This is a genomic window from Arthrobacter sp. FW306-2-2C-D06B (assembly GCF_021789175.1).
GTDB lineage: Bacteria > Actinomycetota > Actinomycetes > Actinomycetales > Micrococcaceae > Arthrobacter.
In genome coordinates, this window is record NZ_CP084560.1 from 3,933,638 (window position 1) to 3,950,412 (window position 16,775).

General features: G+C 63.7%; 20 protein-coding genes. 9 read left to right on the forward strand and 11 right to left on the reverse strand.

The genetic code is table 11. The features are described from left to right. Positions 1-34: 34 nt before the first annotated feature. From LFT47_RS18295 to LFT47_RS18305, 3 genes are all read right to left on the reverse strand, one after another. Entirely contained in the window at positions 35-334 is a 300-nt protein-coding gene (locus LFT47_RS18295; RefSeq protein WP_236812883.1) for a ribbon-helix-helix domain-containing protein, read from the reverse strand. A 145-nt stretch (positions 335-479) separates the two neighbouring features. Beyond that, positions 480-974: an ester cyclase gene (locus tag LFT47_RS18300; RefSeq protein WP_236812885.1), complete on the reverse strand. Its 495-nt coding sequence runs from the start codon at positions 972-974 to the stop codon at positions 480-482. Between the two features lie 206 nt (positions 975-1,180). Beyond that, positions 1,181-1,849, reverse strand: a complete 669-nt coding sequence (locus tag LFT47_RS18305) for an alpha/beta fold hydrolase (RefSeq protein WP_236812887.1) — start codon at positions 1,847-1,849, stop codon at positions 1,181-1,183. A 191-nt stretch (positions 1,850-2,040) separates the two neighbouring features. Here LFT47_RS18305 and LFT47_RS18310 point away from each other — a divergent pair, with 191 nt between their 5' ends. Beyond that, positions 2,041-3,546: a CYTH and CHAD domain-containing protein gene (locus LFT47_RS18310; protein WP_236812889.1), complete on the forward strand. Its 1,506-nt coding sequence runs from the start codon at positions 2,041-2,043 to the stop codon at positions 3,544-3,546. Positions 3,547-3,600: 54 nt separating this feature from the next. On the opposite strand, the gene LFT47_RS18315 is transcribed toward LFT47_RS18310, so the two are convergent. Together LFT47_RS18315 and LFT47_RS18320 are read right to left on the reverse strand one after the other, a co-directional pair. Next, positions 3,601-3,903: a DUF4193 domain-containing protein gene (locus LFT47_RS18315; protein WP_059389433.1), complete on the reverse strand. Its 303-nt coding sequence runs from the start codon at positions 3,901-3,903 to the stop codon at positions 3,601-3,603. Positions 3,904-4,050: 147 nt separating this feature from the next. Next, positions 4,051-4,554 (reverse strand): MarR family winged helix-turn-helix transcriptional regulator, encoded by a 504-nt coding sequence (locus LFT47_RS18320; protein WP_236812891.1) that lies wholly within the window; start codon positions 4,552-4,554, stop codon positions 4,051-4,053. A 99-nt stretch (positions 4,555-4,653) separates the two neighbouring features. Here LFT47_RS18320 and LFT47_RS18325 point away from each other — a divergent pair, with 99 nt between their 5' ends. The 4 genes from LFT47_RS18325 to LFT47_RS18340 all read left to right on the forward strand — a co-directional run bounded on the left by LFT47_RS18325 (position 4,654) and on the right by LFT47_RS18340 (position 6,996). Further along, on the forward strand, positions 4,654-5,433 hold the full coding sequence (locus tag LFT47_RS18325) for a hypothetical protein (RefSeq protein WP_236812893.1): 780 nt from the start codon (positions 4,654-4,656) through the stop codon (positions 5,431-5,433). Continuing rightward, positions 5,430-6,242, forward strand: a complete 813-nt coding sequence (locus tag LFT47_RS18330; protein ID WP_236812895.1) for an SDR family NAD(P)-dependent oxidoreductase — start codon at positions 5,430-5,432, stop codon at positions 6,240-6,242. Before LFT47_RS18325 ends, LFT47_RS18330 begins: the two co-directional genes overlap by 4 nt. Continuing rightward, positions 6,239-6,631 (forward strand): nuclear transport factor 2 family protein, encoded by a 393-nt coding sequence (locus LFT47_RS18335; protein WP_236812896.1) that lies wholly within the window; start codon positions 6,239-6,241, stop codon positions 6,629-6,631. Before LFT47_RS18330 ends, LFT47_RS18335 begins: the two co-directional genes overlap by 4 nt. Before the next feature lie 122 nt (positions 6,632-6,753). Continuing rightward, on the forward strand, positions 6,754-6,996 hold the full coding sequence (locus LFT47_RS18340) for a hypothetical protein (RefSeq protein WP_236812898.1): 243 nt from the start codon (positions 6,754-6,756) through the stop codon (positions 6,994-6,996). Positions 6,997-7,096: 100 nt separating this feature from the next. Here LFT47_RS18340 and LFT47_RS18345 read toward each other — a convergent pair whose 3' ends face one another. Continuing rightward, positions 7,097-7,708, reverse strand: coding sequence for a J-domain-containing protein (locus LFT47_RS18345; RefSeq protein ID WP_236812900.1), 612 nt, complete (start codon positions 7,706-7,708; stop codon positions 7,097-7,099). A gap of 160 nt (positions 7,709-7,868) precedes the next feature. Here LFT47_RS18345 and LFT47_RS18350 point away from each other — a divergent pair, with 160 nt between their 5' ends. Then, positions 7,869-8,120 carry a DUF2630 family protein gene (locus tag LFT47_RS18350; RefSeq protein WP_234753344.1) on the forward strand — a complete coding sequence of 84 codons (252 nt, stop codon included), beginning with the start codon at positions 7,869-7,871 and terminating at the stop codon, positions 8,118-8,120. 105 nt (positions 8,121-8,225) lie between these two features. Here the strand turns inward: LFT47_RS18350 and LFT47_RS18355 are convergent, their stop codons facing one another. The 4 genes from LFT47_RS18355 to LFT47_RS18370 all read right to left on the reverse strand — a co-directional run bounded on the left by LFT47_RS18355 (position 8,226) and on the right by LFT47_RS18370 (position 13,596). Next, entirely contained in the window at positions 8,226-9,119 is an 894-nt protein-coding gene (locus LFT47_RS18355; protein ID WP_236812902.1) for an NAD(P)-dependent oxidoreductase, read from the reverse strand. Positions 9,120-9,131: 12 nt separating this feature from the next. Further along, positions 9,132-11,054, reverse strand: coding sequence for a TRAP transporter large permease (locus tag LFT47_RS18360; RefSeq protein WP_236812904.1), 1,923 nt, complete (start codon positions 11,052-11,054; stop codon positions 9,132-9,134). Between the two features lie 90 nt (positions 11,055-11,144). Next, positions 11,145-12,182, reverse strand: a complete 1,038-nt coding sequence (locus LFT47_RS18365) for a DctP family TRAP transporter solute-binding subunit (RefSeq protein ID WP_236812906.1) — start codon at positions 12,180-12,182, stop codon at positions 11,145-11,147. Between the two features lie 58 nt (positions 12,183-12,240). Further along, entirely contained in the window at positions 12,241-13,596 is a 1,356-nt protein-coding gene (locus LFT47_RS18370) for an NAD(P)H-dependent oxidoreductase (protein ID WP_236812908.1), read from the reverse strand. 239 nt (positions 13,597-13,835) lie between these two features. Between LFT47_RS18370 and LFT47_RS18375 the strand changes: the two genes are divergently transcribed. Next, a complete protein-coding gene (locus LFT47_RS18375) occupies positions 13,836-14,870 on the forward strand; it encodes a LacI family DNA-binding transcriptional regulator (RefSeq protein ID WP_236812910.1) in 1,035 nt (344 codons plus the stop codon). 9 nt (positions 14,871-14,879) lie between these two features. Continuing rightward, the gene (locus tag LFT47_RS18380) at positions 14,880-15,191 is read left to right on the forward strand and encodes a putative quinol monooxygenase (protein WP_236812912.1); all 312 of its coding nucleotides are present in this window, start codon (positions 14,880-14,882) and stop codon (positions 15,189-15,191) included. Positions 15,192-15,261: 70 nt separating this feature from the next. Here LFT47_RS18380 and LFT47_RS18385 read toward each other — a convergent pair whose 3' ends face one another. Then, entirely contained in the window at positions 15,262-16,041 is a 780-nt protein-coding gene (locus tag LFT47_RS18385; protein ID WP_236812914.1) for an SDR family NAD(P)-dependent oxidoreductase, read from the reverse strand. An 81-nt stretch (positions 16,042-16,122) separates the two neighbouring features. On the opposite strand from LFT47_RS18385, the gene LFT47_RS18390 reads away from it, so the two are divergent. Then, complete coding sequence (locus tag LFT47_RS18390; RefSeq protein WP_236812915.1) at positions 16,123-16,770, forward strand: TetR family transcriptional regulator; 648 nt, start codon at positions 16,123-16,125, stop codon at positions 16,768-16,770. The last annotated feature ends 5 nt before the right edge of the window (positions 16,771-16,775 follow it).

The following is a 16,775-nucleotide window of genomic DNA, read 5'->3' on the forward strand; positions in this document are numbered from 1 at the left end:
CGGCTGCGGCTCCGCCCGCAGCCCGGCGCCCGCGTTACAGCGCGGTGTGCTTCCCGAACGGATGGTGGCCCGTCGCCGGCTGTCCGTGGCTCCCCAGCCATTCGGACAGGGCCTCGCGCAGGATCTCGCTGGGCGTGAGGCTGAGCGTTTGCGAAGCCGACTCCAAGGCGCGATCCAATTCCTGGGGAATCTGGAAATCCAGGGGCGAGGGATGGTTGCCTTCCCGGGCATCGGCAGGCAAACCATCACCGCGCAACAGCTTGCCGACGGCCGGCTTCATGTCGTTTTCGGTCCACGCCGAAAGGCGCTCGAAATGAGTCACATCCCGTGTCATGATTTTCCCTCCCAACAATCAAGCATCCTCCGTTGGCGGGTCGCAGTCACCATCTGTGAGTAATTACTCTCTAACTATCGCTGCAATCGCGTTCCGGCGCGGTCGTCGACGTCGGTGTGCCCCGTGCATGGAACAGCCACGGGGATCATTTCCCGCTTCGGCGGCCTGCCAGTCGCTGGAGCACCGCCACGATTTTCGGCGGCCCGGGCTGTTTGACGACGCCCAACTGGAGCATCGCCGTCAGGTCATCGCGGGTGGCCCAATGCTCAGCCAGCTTGCCGTCCTCGATCCTGAACCAGTGCGATTGACGCGCGGACATGCGTTTGCCGGTGGCAGGACCCCGCCCGTTAAGCCGCCCGAGGTTGGTGCCTTCCGACAAGACGCGGACGGCCACCGTGTCGCCGTCGGCGGCAATCGCCTCGATCGTCATGGTGATGTCGGGAAACTGGGCAAGTAGCCACTGCACTGTTTCACGCATCGCCTTGGGGCCTACGACGGCGCCCGGCTCGGTAGTCCCGAAAGGAGCCCAGGCGTGTTCCACATATGAGTCGGCCATGATTTCGTCGCAAACGTCCAGCTGTCTCTGGTTCCAGATTTCCTCGAAGTGGCGCCGCACCAGCTCCTTGTTGGCTTCACTCATTGGAAGGCCTCCTCCGGATAGGCGGTCCCAGCGGAGGTCGACCGGGCCCGTTCGAAGACCCAGGAGTCGCGGAACGGACCCGGCGCTCACGCTTAAGGGTGAGACCGCGACGGACATCGATCAGCCAGGGCTGGTGCCGTCAGAGTGATCTTAGGGCTTGGGCCGATTCCGGTCTAGGGAATCGGACGCCGGGGACCGCAAAAAGTTCATCGGCGCAAGAGGTAGTCCGCAACGCCAGCCGGATTCGACAGCCCAAGGAGATGCCCGCCGGGCAGGACATCCGGCTCAAGCCCTAGGCGATCGCGGGCTACCCTGCGTTGGAATCCGAGCGGGAAGAACCGGTCTCCCTCACCGCTGAGCACTCTGATGGGCACGGCCGGCCATTCCACGAATTCGCAGCTCGACGCGAAGACCGCATTTGCCTCGGGCCGCTGATACGGTTCCCCCTCCGCCGCGATCTCTGGTGGAACGTCATGCAGGAAGTACTCGTTCGGATCGAACTCTGCGCTGTAACCACCGGCTGCCGCAGCGCGCTTGCGCGCCCCTTCCCAGCCCGTGTTGTCCCACCAGGCACCGGGGGTCTCCCCCGGGTTGGGAATCATCGCGTTGACGAAGACGATCTCCCCGACGCCGGTGCGGGCAGCCACCATGGGCGCTGTGAAACCGCCCAGCGATTGCGCAACAAGCACGACGTCGTTCCGGCCACCGATTGCCGCCTCAACCAAGCGCGTGTACTCGGGCAGGCCTGCGTCTTCGTCATCCCCCGGCAGATCAACAGCGACGGCATCTTGGCCCGCCTCCTGCAAGAAGGGGACGACGCGGCTCCAATACCAGGCTGAGCCGCCTGCTCCGGGCACGAGCACGAACAATCTCACGGGGCATCCCCTGTGAAGCCATCAGCAATCGGACCAAGGCCCGGCGTCGAAGTCATGCCCACATTCTTCCCCAGATCGCCGCGCCCGCAAGGGATCCGCCGCAGATGCCTTGGACCGGTCTTTCCCTGCGGGAGGCCTAGTGGGAGGATGCCTATAGGTGCGGACCCGCTACGTGAAGGACCGGAAACGACATGTCGACCCAGGAATCCTTGGAAACAGAACGCAAGTACGACGCTGACTTGGAAACACCCCTTCCCGTGTTCGTGGACATCACCGGCGTCGAGCAGGTCGCTGACCCTGCCGATCATCAACTCGAGGCCGTCTACTTCGACACGGACGGCCTCATCCTTGCCAAGCACCGCATTACCTTGCGGCGCCGCACCGGCGGCACCGATTCCGGCTGGCATCTGAAGCTGCCCGCAGACCGGGACGCCCGTGTGGAAATCCATGCGCCGCTAGGGCAGCCCGAGACCGTTCCCGAGGAACTGGCGGAGAAGCTCCTGGTCTTCACCCGCGGCGAAGAGCTCCGCCCCGTGGCCCGGATCCATACCCGCCGCACGTTGCATCGGCTGCACGGAAGCGATGATGTCACCCTGGCCGACTTCGTGGATGACCATGTGACCGCCGAGACCTTGCACCCAATGCAATTGGAGCGGCGATGGCGGGAATGGGAAATCGAGCTGGTCCACGGCGACGAAGCCCTGTTTGAGAGTGCGGAGCGGGTTCTGTCAGGGGCGGGCGCAACCCCTTCCGGGCATGCTTCCAAACTGGCCCGTGCCTTCGGGACCGCCTGGCCATCCCCCTTGCCCACACCACCAAAAGCGCGCCGGAAGGGTTCCGCGGGAGACGCAGTGGTTGCCTACATTGCAGCACAGATCGCCGAAATCACCGCACTGGACTCCGGAGTCCGGCAAGGCGTCGACGACGCCGTTCACCGCATGCGCTCGGCCGCCCGTAGGCTCCGCTCGACTTTGTCCGCCTACGGCAGGCTCTTCGACGCCGACGCCGCGGATCGGCTCAAGGCAGAACTGAAATGGCTGACCAAGGTCCTGGGCAAGGCCCGGGATGCTGAGGTGCTGCGCGACCGGATCGGGGAACTGCTGAATGACCAAGCCGATGGCGTCGTGCCCGCTACAGCCGCCTCCAGGATCAGCGACGAACTCGAGGCTGCCTTCAACTCCGGTTACCGCGAGATGCTCCGCTCCTTGGGAACGAAACGATATTTCCGGCTCCTGGACGCCCTTGAAACGTTCCGCGACGATCCTCCTACAAGACCTCGAGCCAGAAAAAAGGCCCGTCCCGTCACGGCCAAGCTCACCGCGAAAGCGATCAAGCGGGTGCGTCGTTCCCAGAAGGAAGCGGCCCAGCAGGCTGGAGCGCAACGTGACCTGGCATTGCACCAAGTCCGCAAAGATGCGAAACGGCTGCGGCATGCAGCCGAAGCCCTGCAGGACGTCCACGGCAAACCCGCTGCGAAGCTGGCACGCAACGCCCAGAAGATCCAGAAGATCCTAGGCGAGCACCAGGACAGCGTTGTAAGCCGTTCGGTGCTGCTCCGCCTCGCAAACGATACCGACGGGTCAGTGGAGGACAACTCGCCTTACGGCCCCCTGCTCGCTGCCGAAGAGCAGCGAGCCGCGGACTCCGGGGCCCGCTATGAAAAGCTCGCCAGGAAGAAGCGCCTGAATCCCCTGTGATGAACGCAACTGTGTGGGACGCAACTGTGAGGGACCGGGCCGGGCCTGAGTGAATCAGCCTTCGCACTCCACGCAGTACGCGTGGCCGTTCTTCTCGCGGGCGATTTGGGAGCGGTGACGGACGAGGAAACACGAGTAGCACGTGAACTCGTCTTCCTTCTGGGGAACGACCGCAATGATGAGTTCCTCGGCCACGAATTCGCCACCTGGTACCTCATTGCCTTCAAAAGCATCGGCCTCGTCCAGCTCCCGTACAACGCTGCGGGCGTCCGGAGCATTGGCAGACTGCAGGGCCTGAAGTGACGTGCTTTGGGATTCCGCGACGTCGGAGCGGAGTTCGTCGTAATCGGTTGCCACCTGGGGTTATCTCTTCTCTTGTATATTTGCTGGCGAATGTGCAACATACACCATGCAGCTGCTATTCCCCACATAATGGCGAAAATCGTGGCCCGATCGTCATGACAGCTTTCGACGGCGGCACGCGGCTCGAGCGCCCGATCAGGCCTATCGGGCTCGATCAGGTCCGCCGTCAGGTCCCGCATCGCGTCCGACATCGCGGTGGAGGTCCCTGTCCAGCCCGTGGCCGCTGGCGAGCTGCGCCAGCAGCACGTCGAGCTGGCCAATCTGCTCAGTTGTCAGCGGGGCCAGAAGCTCCGCTTCATGCTGTTCCGCGATCCCGCGCAGTTCCCGCAGTATGCCGTTGCCAGCGTCGGTGAGGTGTAATTCATAGTTCCGCCTGTCTGTGCTGCTGCGCACCCTCTCCACGAGGCCGCGTTGCTGAAGCGAGTCGATGAGTGAAACCACCCGGCTGGGGACGGCACCGAGCCTGTCCGCAAGGGAGCGCTGGCTCAACCCGGGGACGCGTCCGAGCAGGCGGATGACACCGGCGTCACTGGGCGTGAGGCCAATCTCCCGAGTGCGGTCGGCAAAGCGTGACGACGCGACGGCGCCCAGCTGCGACAAAAGAAAAGCGGTCCGTTTCGGCCGGCCCGGCGTGGCTAAGTCCATGGATTCAGAATACAGGCTTGACAGAATAATTCTAGAGGTGAACTATTTCAGTAGTGACGCAATTATGGAAAGTTCAGCCACTACTAGAAAGGTTCAGCCATGAGTAGCCGTTCGATTCCCGATGACGGCCGTCCAGCCCGGTCAGGCGGCCCACACCCCGGCGTTCTTGCCCTCGTCAGCCTGGGCATCTTCCTCGCCGGCCTCATCACGTCCGCGATCCTGACAGGTGGCCAAACCTTCGTCTCCCCCTTTGCCTCGACGGGGCAGGTGGCCGCATTCTTCCAGCAAAACGTCGCTGCCATGCGGGTAGGCGGAATGCTCCAATTCGGCTCCGCCGTGCCATTGGGGATCTTCGCGGCCACCGTCTACGCCCGGCAGCTCCGGCTCGGCGTACGCGTTCCCGGGCCGGCCATTGGCTTCTTCGGCGGCGTCAGCGCAGCCATCTTCCTGATGCTCTCGGGTTCCGTGACCTGGCTGCTGAGCCGGCCGGAAATCACCACGGATGTCACGCTCACCCACGCACTCGCGTTCCTCGCGTTCATCACCGGCGGGGTCGGCTTCGTCGTCGGAATCGGCCTCCTCATGGCGGGCATCGCCGTCCCGGCACTGATCCTGGGCTTCATGCCCCGCTGGCTGGCCTGGACCGGACTGGTCATTGCCGCACTGTCCGAGTTGAGCTTCCTGTCCATGGCGATCGAGCCTCTTCAGTTCCTGCTGCCGGTCGGACGCTTCGGCGGCCTTCTCTGGCTCGTTGCTGCGGGCTTCCTGCTCCCACGCAACCGGGCTGCCGCGAACCAAGAGCCGCGGGCGCACGCGCCCGGCGCAAGCCGAATGCACGGCACAAGCCAAACGCCCGGCGCAAGCCGGACAGCGCCATGACGACGCCGGATCCCACCCGGCCGCTGTCCGGCAAGGTCATGCTCGTCACCGGAGCCAGCCGCGGAATCGGTGCGGAGATCGCGGCTGCGCTGGCTGGCGCCGGCGCACACGTTGTCCTTGCCTCACGTGACAGCGCCGGCCTGTCCGAGCACGTCAACGCCATCACGGCGGCAGGCGGGAATGCCGTAGCCATCCCCGCGGATGTGAGTGATGAGGACTCGGTGAAAGCCCTAATGGCACAAATCCAGGACCGCTTCGGCCGGCTCGACGCCGCGGTCAACAATGCCGCAGGTGGCGGGCGGGCCCCGGCGCCCCTGGCCGAGTGGGCGAGCGCGGAGTTCGATAGCGCCATCGCCGTCAACCTGCGCGGAGTGTTCCTCTGCCTGAAGTACGAAATCGAGCTCATGCTGGCAAACGGGAACGGCGGGGCGATCGTGAACATGTCCTCCACAGCCGGCGAACAAGGCGTCGCCGGCATGAGCGGCTATGTGGCGAGCAAGTTCGGCGTCGGAGGTCTGACCCGGGTGGCCGCGCTCGACTACGCCTCACAAGGGATCCGGGTCAACGCGATCGCTCCCGGACCCATCCTCACCGAGCGACTCACCGGCGCCGGCCAAGCCGCCCAAGACCATGTGGCCGCGGCCGTGCCGCTGGGCCGGATCGGCTCGACGGCCGAGGTTGCTGCTGCCGCCGTCTGGCTCTGCTCGGACCAGTCCTCGTTCGTCACCGGAACCGTTCTCGCCGTCGACGGCGGCCGGCTGGCAGGAACGCCTGCGTTCAACACAAGCAGGAAGGAAACCCAGCCATGAGTGAACCCCGTTCTGACATCGAAGAGCTCAGCGTTCTCTGGGCAAGCGCCGAACGGAACAATGACGCCGCGACACTGGACAAGCTGCTGGCGGAAGACTTCACGGCCGTCGGCCCGCTTGGATTCGTCCTCACACGAGTCCAGTGGCTCGATCGTTACCGCGAAGCAGCCTTCGTCAACGAACAGTTCGAGTGGACCATCAACGGCGTTCGCAGCTACGGCGACTCGGCCGTCGTTATTGGGATCCAGAACCAAACGGCCGCCTACCGTGGACATCCTTCCAGTGGCCAGTTCCGCGTTACGCAGATCATGATCCGGCGGGACGGGCGGTGGCAGCTCGCGGGCCTGCACCTGTCACCCATTGCGCAGCCCGAGGCGCCTGCCGAATAGGGAAGGCTTGGGTGCCGGCTTCGAGACCAGGATGACTGGATGCAGAGGCCGCCTTCCCACCCATGGACCTCCGGCCAGCTGCGCAAGCTTGGCAACTGTCTGCGCGACGGGCTAGAGAGAGGGTGAGTAGCATTTCAGGATTCCTGATTGTGTATAACCGGCGGACATTCGACCGCCAGGTAACTGAGTTCCCCGGAGCCGATGGGCCCCGCGAAACGCTCAAGCAGCGACTGCGCCTTGAACGCGAACGCCACGACCACGAGATCGAAATCGAAATCGCCTCATTGAACAGCGACTCCATCGAAACCATCCAGCGAACCCACTCCCGATACTTCACGGGCAAAGAACGCCTCGTAACTATCTAGCTCAATAGCGCGCTAGAGGGGCAGCCACCGCGTCATGGCTGCCCCTCTACTTTTTTGTGCGGTATCAGAATCGGCGGTTGTTGGATCCGGGAACCCCGGCCTAGCCGGGACCGTTCCAGATGCGACGCCACCACGGCCGCTTGCCCGCAAGTTCCTGGTTCACGGCTTCCTGGGCCGCACTTGCCTCGGCTGCCGCCGCCCGGCGCTCGCGCCAGCGTTCCAGCTCGACGCCGACGTCGCGGGTTTTCGTGATCACCGGCGGGCCGCCCTGGAGCTGGCGCCGCGCGTCGATGACCCGGGCGTTGAAGTCCTCCACCAGATCGCGCACCTGCTTTTCCGAGTACAGCGCATCGAGCTTTGCATCCAGTTCGGCATCCTCGGTGCGGAGCAGAATGGCCTTCGGGCCAAGGCCACTGAGATGCTCGCGCTGAATGAGGCCTTTGACCCACCAATCGGGATCGTAGCGCTCCCCCAGCCCCGGGATCGGCTTGCCCGCGTACTTCAGGTTGTCGAATTTACCTTGTGCCATGGCGTCGCGGATCAGGTATTCCACCCGCGCGGCGTCGTCCACCTTCTTGCGCTTCTGCCGCTCTTCTTCCTCGGCGGCCTCAACTTCGGCTTCTTCCTCGGCCGTCATTCCGGTCGCGCGGACATTCCGCAACTCCATGGCCCGCTCCAGCCGGCGCTTGAACGCACTGTCTTCGCCATTCACGGCTAATCACCGCCTCTGCTTGCGGAAATCCTGGATCTGCGTCCAAGTATTCCGCAAACGGGAGATTGCCGGGATGGCTCGCACGGAACGCTGCCTCTGTTCACGCCCAGCGCAGCTCACTAACCTGACTGGTAACGGCTAGTTCAGGAAGAGGGTCACCATGGACGAACAGGGCATTCTGCACCGCATCCAATCGCTGGTGGAGGAGGAGCGGGAGCTCCGGGAGAAGGCCGAGGCGGCCCCGCCGGGCCCTGCGCACGCCCCGGACCGCGCAAGACTGGAGCGCATCGAGCAGGACCTGGATCAGTGCTGGGACCTGTTGCGGCAACGGCGGGCCAAGAGACAGTACGGGGAGAACCCGAACGAAGCCAAGCCACGGCCCCCAAAACAGGTGGAAGGTTACACGGGCTGAAGCCTCAGGAACACGGGACGACGACGGCGGGAGGCTCCCGCCGTCGTCGTTTTGCCGTTAAAGCTCCCTACAGCGCCGCCCAACGGCATTCACACAGGCTCCTGGCTAGCCCCGGATACTGAGGTAGATACCTGTGTGGTCCAGCTCGCCAAGCCCCTGAGAAACCATTGTCTGAAATGCACGGCGGACACTGTTGGAAACCGGAAGATCGAGTCCAGCTTCTGCCGCGACCTCGGCAATGAAGGTCAAGTCCTTTAGCTGGTTCTTTGCAGATCCGCCGCCTTCGAAATCGGCGTCGATCCAGCGTTGGCCCTTCTGCCGCAGGACTTCGGAATTTGCCAGGCCACCGGCAAGTATTGACTGCACGGCACCAAGATCCAGCTCGGATGCCTCGGCTAGCGCCATGGCCTCCGAGATTGCCGTTACTGTTGCAGCCACGACGATCTGGTTGCAGGCCTTGACGATGGATCCAGCGCCCGTTTCCCCGAACCGCAAAACGGTGGAACTGTAGAGCCCGAAAAGTGACCCGAGACGCTCAACGATGTCCAAAGGCCCGCCGGCCATGATGCTCAGCCGCCCCTCTTCGGCGCCGATAGTACCGCCACTGAGCGGGGCGTCGATGACGGTTACTCCATGGACCTTCCGGTATGTTGCGGCGAACGCCGCGACAGCGACCGGCGACACCGTGCCGTGCACTACCAGGATCGGGCTTTCAATCCTGGCCGCCCTCCACCCCGCGAGGAGGCCGGCGGGTCCGTCAAGCAGCCCCTCGACCTGGGGAAGATCGGGTAGGACAGTCAGGACCACCTCGCTGGCGGCTTCCGCCGGAGAGTCCACGGCACGTCCTCCGGGGATCGCCCTGGCCTTGTGGGCCGTACGGTTCCAGAGTTTCAGCGGCACGCCGGCAGCGATCAAGTTCCGGGCAATCGGGGCGCCCATTGGTCCCGTACCCAGAAGGGCCACGGAAAAAGGAACAGCAGAGGACTCAGCGTTAGTCATCTTTGCCATTGCCTAGAACGGGATCAGTCCGGCCAGGGCGGGCAGGAAGGTACTAAACCACGGCACCGCCGCGAGCACCAGAAGCCCAACGAAAAGGGCAAGCAAATACGGCCAGAAGTGTTTGAGGCTGTTTTCCACTGTCTCCCGTGCGGTTGCACACGCCACGTAGAAGCCAACACCGGCCGGAGGAGCGAACGAGCCTATGCCCATGGAGATGATGAGCACCATGGCGTACTGCACCGGGTTGACGCCGAAGTCGGTCGCGATCGGCAGCAACAGCGGGGCGAAGATCAGCACGGCAGGGAGTCCCTCGAGGAGCTGGCCCATGATGACGAGCAGGATGACGGTAAACAGCATGAAGAGGATCGGGGAATCTCCAAGGCTGGACATGAGGTCGTGAATTTGCTGCGAGACACCGGCTAGGGCAAGGGTCTGGGCGAGCGGAGAGGCGGCAGCGATGATGAAGAGCACCATCCCCGCCGTCGTCGTCGTTTCGCGGAGGGTGTCGCCGAGCAGTCGCTTGCTGCCCCGGCGGTAGGCCGCGGCAAGGACGAATGCGTAGGCGACGGCGACGGAGGAAACTTCCGTCGGCGTCGCGAAACCGCTCAGGATCCCGGCGACCATGCCAACAGGCAGGAGAAGCGTGGGAAGCGCGAAGAACGTGGCCGAACCGCGTGCCCGCCAGCTCGCCTTGGGGCTGCCGACTCCACCTTGTTTGCGTGCTCGCAGGAACACGAGCGCCATGACCACGAGAGCCAGGAAAGCAGCAGGCACAAAACCGGCAAGGAACAGCGTAGTGGTCGAAATCGTGGTGATGGAGCCAAGGACGAGAAGCACGATACTGGGCGGGATGGTTTCACCCATGATGGCAGACGCCGACAGTACGGCGACAACCTCGCCGCGCGGATATTTGCGTTCTTCGAGCATGCCGCGCATGGTGGTGCCGACGGCCGCGACGTCGGCAACTTTGGACCCCGAGATGCCGGAGAAAATGTACATCGTCACGACGACCACCTGGAGCAGTCCCCCGCGCAGATGCCCGATGAGTGCATCGACGAGCTTGGCCAACGGGAGGGTGAGTCCTGCGGAGTTCATCACTGTGCCGGCGAGGATGAAGAAGGGGATCGCCAACAGCACGAATCCCTTTGCGCCCGAGGCCATGCCGATCGGAATGGCGCTGACTTCGGAAATTCCTCCGAGGTAGAGATAGATCCCGGAGGCCAGGGCGAGGACGAAGGCGATAGGGAGTCCGAGGAACAGCAGGATGAACAGAACCGCGAGCACGGTGCCGAGGAGGACGTTCGGCGAGGCGTAGTAAAAGAGTGGAGGGGCGAGAAGTACGACGCCGACAAGGGCGGCCGCGATAGCGGCGGCAATCAGGACGGCGCGCCGTCGCTGCCGCCAAAGCTTGACGAGTGCGAACCAGGCAATGAGGACCATGCCCAGCGAGAACGGCATGGAGACCCAGAACACAGGGAGCTGGAGGATGGGGGTCTTTTCCTCGATTTGCTGGATGAGGGTGGGGACGAAGAGGGCCAGGGCTCCGGCGCTCATCACGAAGACGAGCCAATCCACCAGTGCGGCCAAATAGGGCTTCCACTTAACGGGGAGCCTCATGATCAGTGCCTGCACGGACATGTGGGCGCCCTTGGGATATGCGATGGCCCCACCCATGAACGCGATGGTCAGTAGTGCGATCTCGGAGACTTCCTGGGTCCAAAGAACTGAATCGCCGGTGATGACGCGGACCGTGATGTTCAGCAGGATGACGACGAGCTCGGCGAGGATCGCGGCGCCCACAATCCACTCCAAAGTCCGGTCCAGCCATTTCGCGCCGCTCCAGCCCGAGGCGACGTGGCCCGTGTGCAGGATCTCTTCGGCATCGGGCGGGAGGGTCTCTTCCAGGTCCCGGGGGGCGGCGAGGGTGTGTTCCATTGTGTCCAGACTTTCGACGTTGAGAGCGGAATTGGCGGGCAGGGTGGGCATTGGGGTGGGAACCCGGGAGGGCTCCCACCCGGTAACGGATTACTTGGCGGGCGCGAAGGCCACCGCTTGGTCGAAGAAGTCTTTTCCAATGAGCTTCGAGAAGTCCGGGTACAAGCTCTTCGAGACGGCCTTGAACTCTTCGATGCTGGAAGCGCTGAGCTCGTTGGCCTTCATGCCCTTGGCGGTCAACTCGTCCAACTGCTTCTTCGCTTGATCTGTGTCGTAGGTCGTTTTGAACGAGGCAGTTTCCGTCGAAGCGTCAGTGAGCGCTTTTTGCTGGTCCGCGCTGAGTGTCCCCCATTTCTTTGACGACAAGGCGAGTACCCAGGCGTCGTTGATGTGGTTGGTCAGCGAGACATACTTCTGCACTTCCGAGAACTTGTTGGTCCACGGCACCTCGATCGGATTCTCCTGGCCGTCAATGGTGCCGGTTTGCAGGCCGGTAAAGACTTCTGAGAACGCCATGGTGGTGGGGCTCGCGCCGAGCTTGCCGAAGAAGTCCGTCCACAACGTATTGCCTGGTACCCGGATCTTCAGTCCCTTGAGGTCCGAAGGCTGGGTAATAGGACGAACAGAGTTGGTGATTTCACGGCCTGTCCTGGTGAGGAAGCTCAGGGCGACAGTGTCCTTCTTGGCGAGCTTGTCCTTCAGGTCTTGGCCGGGTTTACCCGCCAGGAACGCGGCCTCTTCGGTGGTGTCCTTGAAGAGGTAGGGGATGCTGATCGCGTTCATTTCCGGCACCACCGAGGCGTAAACCGAGGTTGAGAGGATCAGGGCGTCCAGCGAGCCGCCCTGCAGCCGCGTGACGGCGGCGTTCTGGTCGCCGCTGAAGCTCGTGCCATTGGGAACGACGGTAACCACGACCGATCCGCTGGATGTCTTCTTTACCTGGTCCGCGAAGTGCTGCGCAGACACGCCTACGGAAGAAGTGAGCGGGTCAGGAATCGACAATTGGATCTTGGCGACCGGTGCGGCCTGGCCGCCACTGGATGCGCCGGCGGCGGCACATCCAGCAAGGGCAGTTGCAGCCAGGCTGCAGGCGAGGACTCCGGTGATGGCGCGGGTCTTGGTGTTCATGCGATGCCTTTCTTCATTGGAAGGATGCGATCCGGATGACGGAAGCAAGGAGGTTGGGTCAAGCGCCCACGGAGGCGGTCTGGGCGATGAACGCTTCGGTTTCGCGGCGCAGCTCAAGCGCCTGGGAAAGCGAGTCATCAATCACGACGTCGTCCCAGCGGACAATCGCTCCCTTGGCGACGTCGTTGCACAGTTCCACGTGGTGGGCCAGTGCCACCGGCAGTGCACCGGTAGCCACCGAGTGCTTGGCCGAAACCAGCTTGCCCCACACCGTAAATCCGCCCTCGCCGTCGAGGAATTCGCCGGCCTTGAGATCCTTCTTTGCGGTGGCGACCACGTCTCCGAAGAAGCCGATGGGCGCGCCTGTGGCAATTCCCCGAATCGCCGCATTTGCGATCGATACGTTCAGCTCGAGGCCGACGTAGTGGTACGGGCGGTAAAGAGCTGCGTACTGGCCGGTGGGGTCCGAGTGCCAGGGATATTCGTTGAAGCAGCTGGAAACGTAAGCGTTTGTTGCCTTGACGACGACGAAGACGCCCTCCTGCGTGTTGTGGCTGATCCAGCTGCCATCACGGTTCACGCTGGACATGACGTCCACGCTGCCTTCATGGGCCAGCGAGCCCCCGACGTCGTTTGGCCGGCAGATCGTGGCGATCTCCTCGACGTTGCCCGGCGTGAAGCTGAGCCCGGAGTCCGACGGTTCCAGGCCCGCACCGTTGGCGACGGCGGCCATCTCGATTGCCGCTTTTGTGCCGTCCCGGAACGAGGTGTGCATGTACGGGTTGAGCTGCCCGGAGTCCGTGAGTTCCTTCGAAAATTCCCAGTTCTCCCAGACATTGTCAGGATTCATCGCGTGATAGTGCTCAAGGTACTTGGCACCCTTGCCCGCGCAGACCACGTCGAAACCGCTGGTACGTGCCCAGTCCACCAATTCCATGATGAGGGCAGGCTGGTCGCCGTAGGCCATCGAATACACAACACCGGCCGCTTCAGCACGCTTGGCCAGAGCCGGGCCCGCCAGCGCGTCAGCCTCAACGGTCACCATGATGATGTGCTTCTTGGTTTCGATGGCCCGCAGTGCGTGCTTGATTCCCACGATCGGGTTGCCTGTGGCTTCCACGATCACGTCGATGTCTACGTCGAACAGTTCGTCCGCGTTGGCCACGATGGCCGTGGTGCGGTTCTTGAGCGCCGTGGCAATGTCGGGAGCAATCTGCTCGACCGGCCATTCAACCAAGGCGAAGGCCCCTTCCGCGCGCTTCACGTTGATATCGGCGATGGCGACGACGTGAATCCCCGGAATGTTGTTGGCCTGGGCGAGGTACATGGTGCCGTAACGTCCCGCACCAATGAGGCCGACCCTGATCGGACGACCTTCCTGCTCGCGGTCGCCAAGGAGTTTGTGAAGGTTCACTGGAGTCTCTCTTCATTGGGGTGCGATGCGAAGGAAACCTGGCCGCTTGAGCGGATGGCACAACTTCTTCGTCGCATACTGGCTGAAATCAATCCGGAGTGGAACCGGTTCCACTTTTGTACCACTCAGTGCTAAGCTGTGTCAACGGCTCCGAGCCAAGCGCATCCATGAGGAGGACTGCTGGCCACGTGGAGCCGAAGCATGGACTTACGCCCAATGAATTCCCCCAAGGAGGAGTGGTGAAGAAGGCTCCGACCATCCGCGATGTCGCGGCGACTGCGGGAGTATCGGTCTCAGTGGTGTCACGGGTGCTGAACCCGGACTCAGGCCCCGTCGCGCCGGCTAAACGGCAGGAAGTCCTCAGGGTCATCGATGAACTGGGCTACCGTCCGCGGGCCGCGGCCCGCGAACTGAGCGCGGGTCACGCGCTCACCATTGGACTGGTGGTCACCGACCTCTCCAACCCGTTCTTCGCGCGGCTCGCGGACCGAATTGTCTGGGAGGCCCGCGGCCATGGCGTCCAGGTGGTCTTGATGACAACGCAAGAGGATCCGCACTTGGAAGCGGATTCACTGGACACCCTCCTGGACCGCTCTGTCAGCGGAGTCATAGCAACCCCAACCGGTGGAAACATCGAAAAGTGGGCGCGTCTTCAGGATCTGGGGGTGAACGTAGTGTTCGTCGACAGGACCATCGAGGAACTCGCCGACGTGGACGTTGTCAGCATCGAGAACTTTGACTCGGCCCGACGCTCCACGGAGTACCTCATCGGCCTCGGCCACACCCGGATAGCACTCGTGACGGGCCCACGCAGCACGTCGACGGGGCGATCAAGGATCAGCGGATACCGGGCCGCCCATGAGGACGCATCCCTCGCCATCGATCCCCTTCTCATCCGTGACGTGCCGTTTCGTGGAGACTCGGGCGGTGACGCCGTCGGCTCCCTTCTTGCCATGTCGCAGCCCCCAACCGGTCTCATCGTGGCCAACACCGCCCAGGTTCAAAGTTCGGTCCGGCGGCTGGTCCAGGGCGGAATAAAGATCCCGGACGAACTCTCCGTGATCGTCTTCGATGACAACCCGTGGACCGAGCTGATGTCGCCGCCGCTCAGCGTCATCCGACAGCCGCTTGACATGCTCGCAGTTCATTCCCTTGAGCTCGTCCTGGGTCGAATGCAGGGCAAATTGCCCGAGGGTCCCCGTCTTATCGAGGTCAAGGCAGATTTCCTGCCGCGCAGCAGCTGCGCACCGCTCACCCAAACCGCTATTCACTAAGGAGAACCCATGCCCGTCGTCGTCACCGCCACATTCACCCCCAAGGAAGGATTGTTTGACCAGGTCGTCGCCGCCCTGTCTCCGGCCATCGCGGAAGTCCATCAGGAGCCCGGCTGCCTGCTGTACGCCATCCACGACTCACCGAACGGCCAGATCCTCATGATCGAGAAGTGGGAGTCCGCCGAATTGCTTGACGCCCACGGCGACGGCGAGCCGGTCAAGAGGCTCAACGCTGCCCTTGACGGACTCCTTGACTGCCCGGTCGACGTGATGCGCCACGAGCCGATCCCTGCGGGTACTCCGCTCCAAGGCGCGCTCTAGAAGCAAGAAAAAACACAGGACGACGACGGCGGGAGGCTCCCGCCGTCGTCGTCCTGTTTTAAGATGCGCGCTACAGCGCCGACCAGCCGCCGTCGGAAGCGAGGATGGCGCCGTTGACGTTGGTGCCGTCGTCGCTGAGCAGGAAGGTGATGGAGGCCGCCAACTGCGCGGCTGTGGCCGGCGTGGGGACGGTGGCCTGCATCAGCGGACCGCGGCGTTCGGCGGCCAACTGGGATCCCCACACCGCCTCGATGTTGGTGAGGGTGGGCCCGGGGGCCACTGCGTTGAAGCGCAGCCCCTTCGGCCCGTACATCACGGCCGAGTTCTTGGTCAGGCCGACTACGGCGTGCTTCGACGCCGTGTAGGTAGCACCTGCGGCGGAGCCGCGCAGCCCGGCCTCGGAGGCGACGTTGACCACGGAGCCGGCGCCAGCCTCGAGCATCAGGGGCACCACCGCGCGGGGCAAGCGCATGAGCGCTGTGACGTTGATCCGGAAGACCCGCTCCCACATGGCGTCGTCCACTTCGTGAATCGGAGCGAAGTTATCCATGATGCCGGCGATGTTGGCGAGGGCGTCCACGCGGCCGCCGGCGGCAACGACGACGGCGGCAACGGTCTCCTCGGAGGAGATGTCGCCCGCCACGGGCACGAGGTCCAGGCTTCCGTTTTCGTCCACCAAGGCATCCAGTCGCTCCTTGCTGATGTCGGCGGCGATGACGCGCCCGCCTTCCTTCGCGACGCGCAGGGCCGTAGCCTGGCCGATGCCCGAGCCCGCCCCGGTGACGATCACCGTCTTCCCGGCAAAACGGCCAGTGATGGCGGCTTCCTGCCATGCAGTCTCGTTGCCCATGTTGTTCCTCCGAACGTGTTGGTGGCGTTTCCCTTACCTTATGACACTCCGTGTCATTATGTAAGAGTGGATACTGGAGAGATGCCCTCAGACCATACGAAGCCCGGCGTCGGGCGCTCCACCGGACGCCCGGCGACAATTGATCCGGACGCCGTGGCCGGCGTCGCGCTCCGTCTTTTTGCCGAGAACGGCTACGAACGGACATCAATGGAGGACATCGCACGCGCGGCGGGAATCGGACGGAAGAGCCTCTACCGCTACTTCCCGAACAAAGCTGACCTCGTGTGGGGCGGCATGGAACCGGTGGTGGAAGCCTCCGGACAGGTGCTGGAGGCCGCTCGCGCAGCGGAGACGTCCGACAGCGATGAGGGTGACGGCGACATTTCCGACGGCGGCGTCCTCGCAGGACTGCGGGCGGCCGCCATCGCCGGGGCTTCGGCGATCCCGGACCTTTCCGTCACGCGTGGGCGCCTGCGCCTGATCGCGGAGCACCCTGAGCTGGCGAGCAGAAGCTACGATGCCCTGGCTCCACAGCGGGAACGGGCGCGGCTTTACCTCGTGGCGCAAGGCGTCAGCGAAAGCGCGTCGGGCTATCTGTGCGCCGCCTATCTCGGGGCGACCTTCGAGGCCTGGATGCAGTGGGCCGCCGGCACGGATGCGGATCCGGTCCCGTATTTGGTAGAGGCCTTGGGAGTGCTGCGGGTTCCGGGTGCCCGGCCCGGCGGATAACCTAT

What these genes read in the sequence shown, in the direction of transcription:
- LFT47_RS18295 (WP_236812883.1), bottom strand. Translation starts at nt 334, where the DNA reads ATGACACGGGATGTGACTCATTTCGAGCGCCTTTCGGCGTGGACCGAA.
- LFT47_RS18300 (WP_236812885.1), bottom strand. Translation starts at nt 974, where the DNA reads ATGAGTGAAGCCAACAAGGAGCTGGTGCGGCGCCACTTCGAGGAAATC.
- LFT47_RS18310 (WP_236812889.1), top strand. Translation starts at nt 2,041, where the DNA reads ATGTCGACCCAGGAATCCTTGGAAACAGAACGCAAGTACGACGCTGAC.
- LFT47_RS18320 (WP_236812891.1), bottom strand. Translation starts at nt 4,554, where the DNA reads ATGGACTTAGCCACGCCGGGCCGGCCGAAACGGACCGCTTTTCTTTTG.
- LFT47_RS18325 (WP_236812893.1), top strand. Translation starts at nt 4,654, where the DNA reads ATGAGTAGCCGTTCGATTCCCGATGACGGCCGTCCAGCCCGGTCAGGC.
- LFT47_RS18330 (WP_236812895.1), top strand. Translation starts at nt 5,430, where the DNA reads ATGACGACGCCGGATCCCACCCGGCCGCTGTCCGGCAAGGTCATGCTC.
- LFT47_RS18335 (WP_236812896.1), top strand. Translation starts at nt 6,239, where the DNA reads ATGAGTGAACCCCGTTCTGACATCGAAGAGCTCAGCGTTCTCTGGGCA.
- LFT47_RS18350 (WP_234753344.1), top strand. Translation starts at nt 7,869, where the DNA reads ATGGACGAACAGGGCATTCTGCACCGCATCCAATCGCTGGTGGAGGAG.
- LFT47_RS18355 (WP_236812902.1), bottom strand. Translation starts at nt 9,119, where the DNA reads ATGACTAACGCTGAGTCCTCTGCTGTTCCTTTTTCCGTGGCCCTTCTG.
- LFT47_RS18360 (WP_236812904.1), bottom strand. Translation starts at nt 11,054, where the DNA reads ATGGAACACACCCTCGCCGCCCCCCGGGACCTGGAAGAGACCCTCCCG.
- LFT47_RS18365 (WP_236812906.1), bottom strand. Translation starts at nt 12,182, where the DNA reads ATGAACACCAAGACCCGCGCCATCACCGGAGTCCTCGCCTGCAGCCTG.
- LFT47_RS18380 (WP_236812912.1), top strand. Translation starts at nt 14,880, where the DNA reads ATGCCCGTCGTCGTCACCGCCACATTCACCCCCAAGGAAGGATTGTTT.
- LFT47_RS18385 (WP_236812914.1), bottom strand. Translation starts at nt 16,041, where the DNA reads ATGGGCAACGAGACTGCATGGCAGGAAGCCGCCATCACTGGCCGTTTT.
- LFT47_RS18390 (WP_236812915.1), top strand. Translation starts at nt 16,123, where the DNA reads ATGCCCTCAGACCATACGAAGCCCGGCGTCGGGCGCTCCACCGGACGC.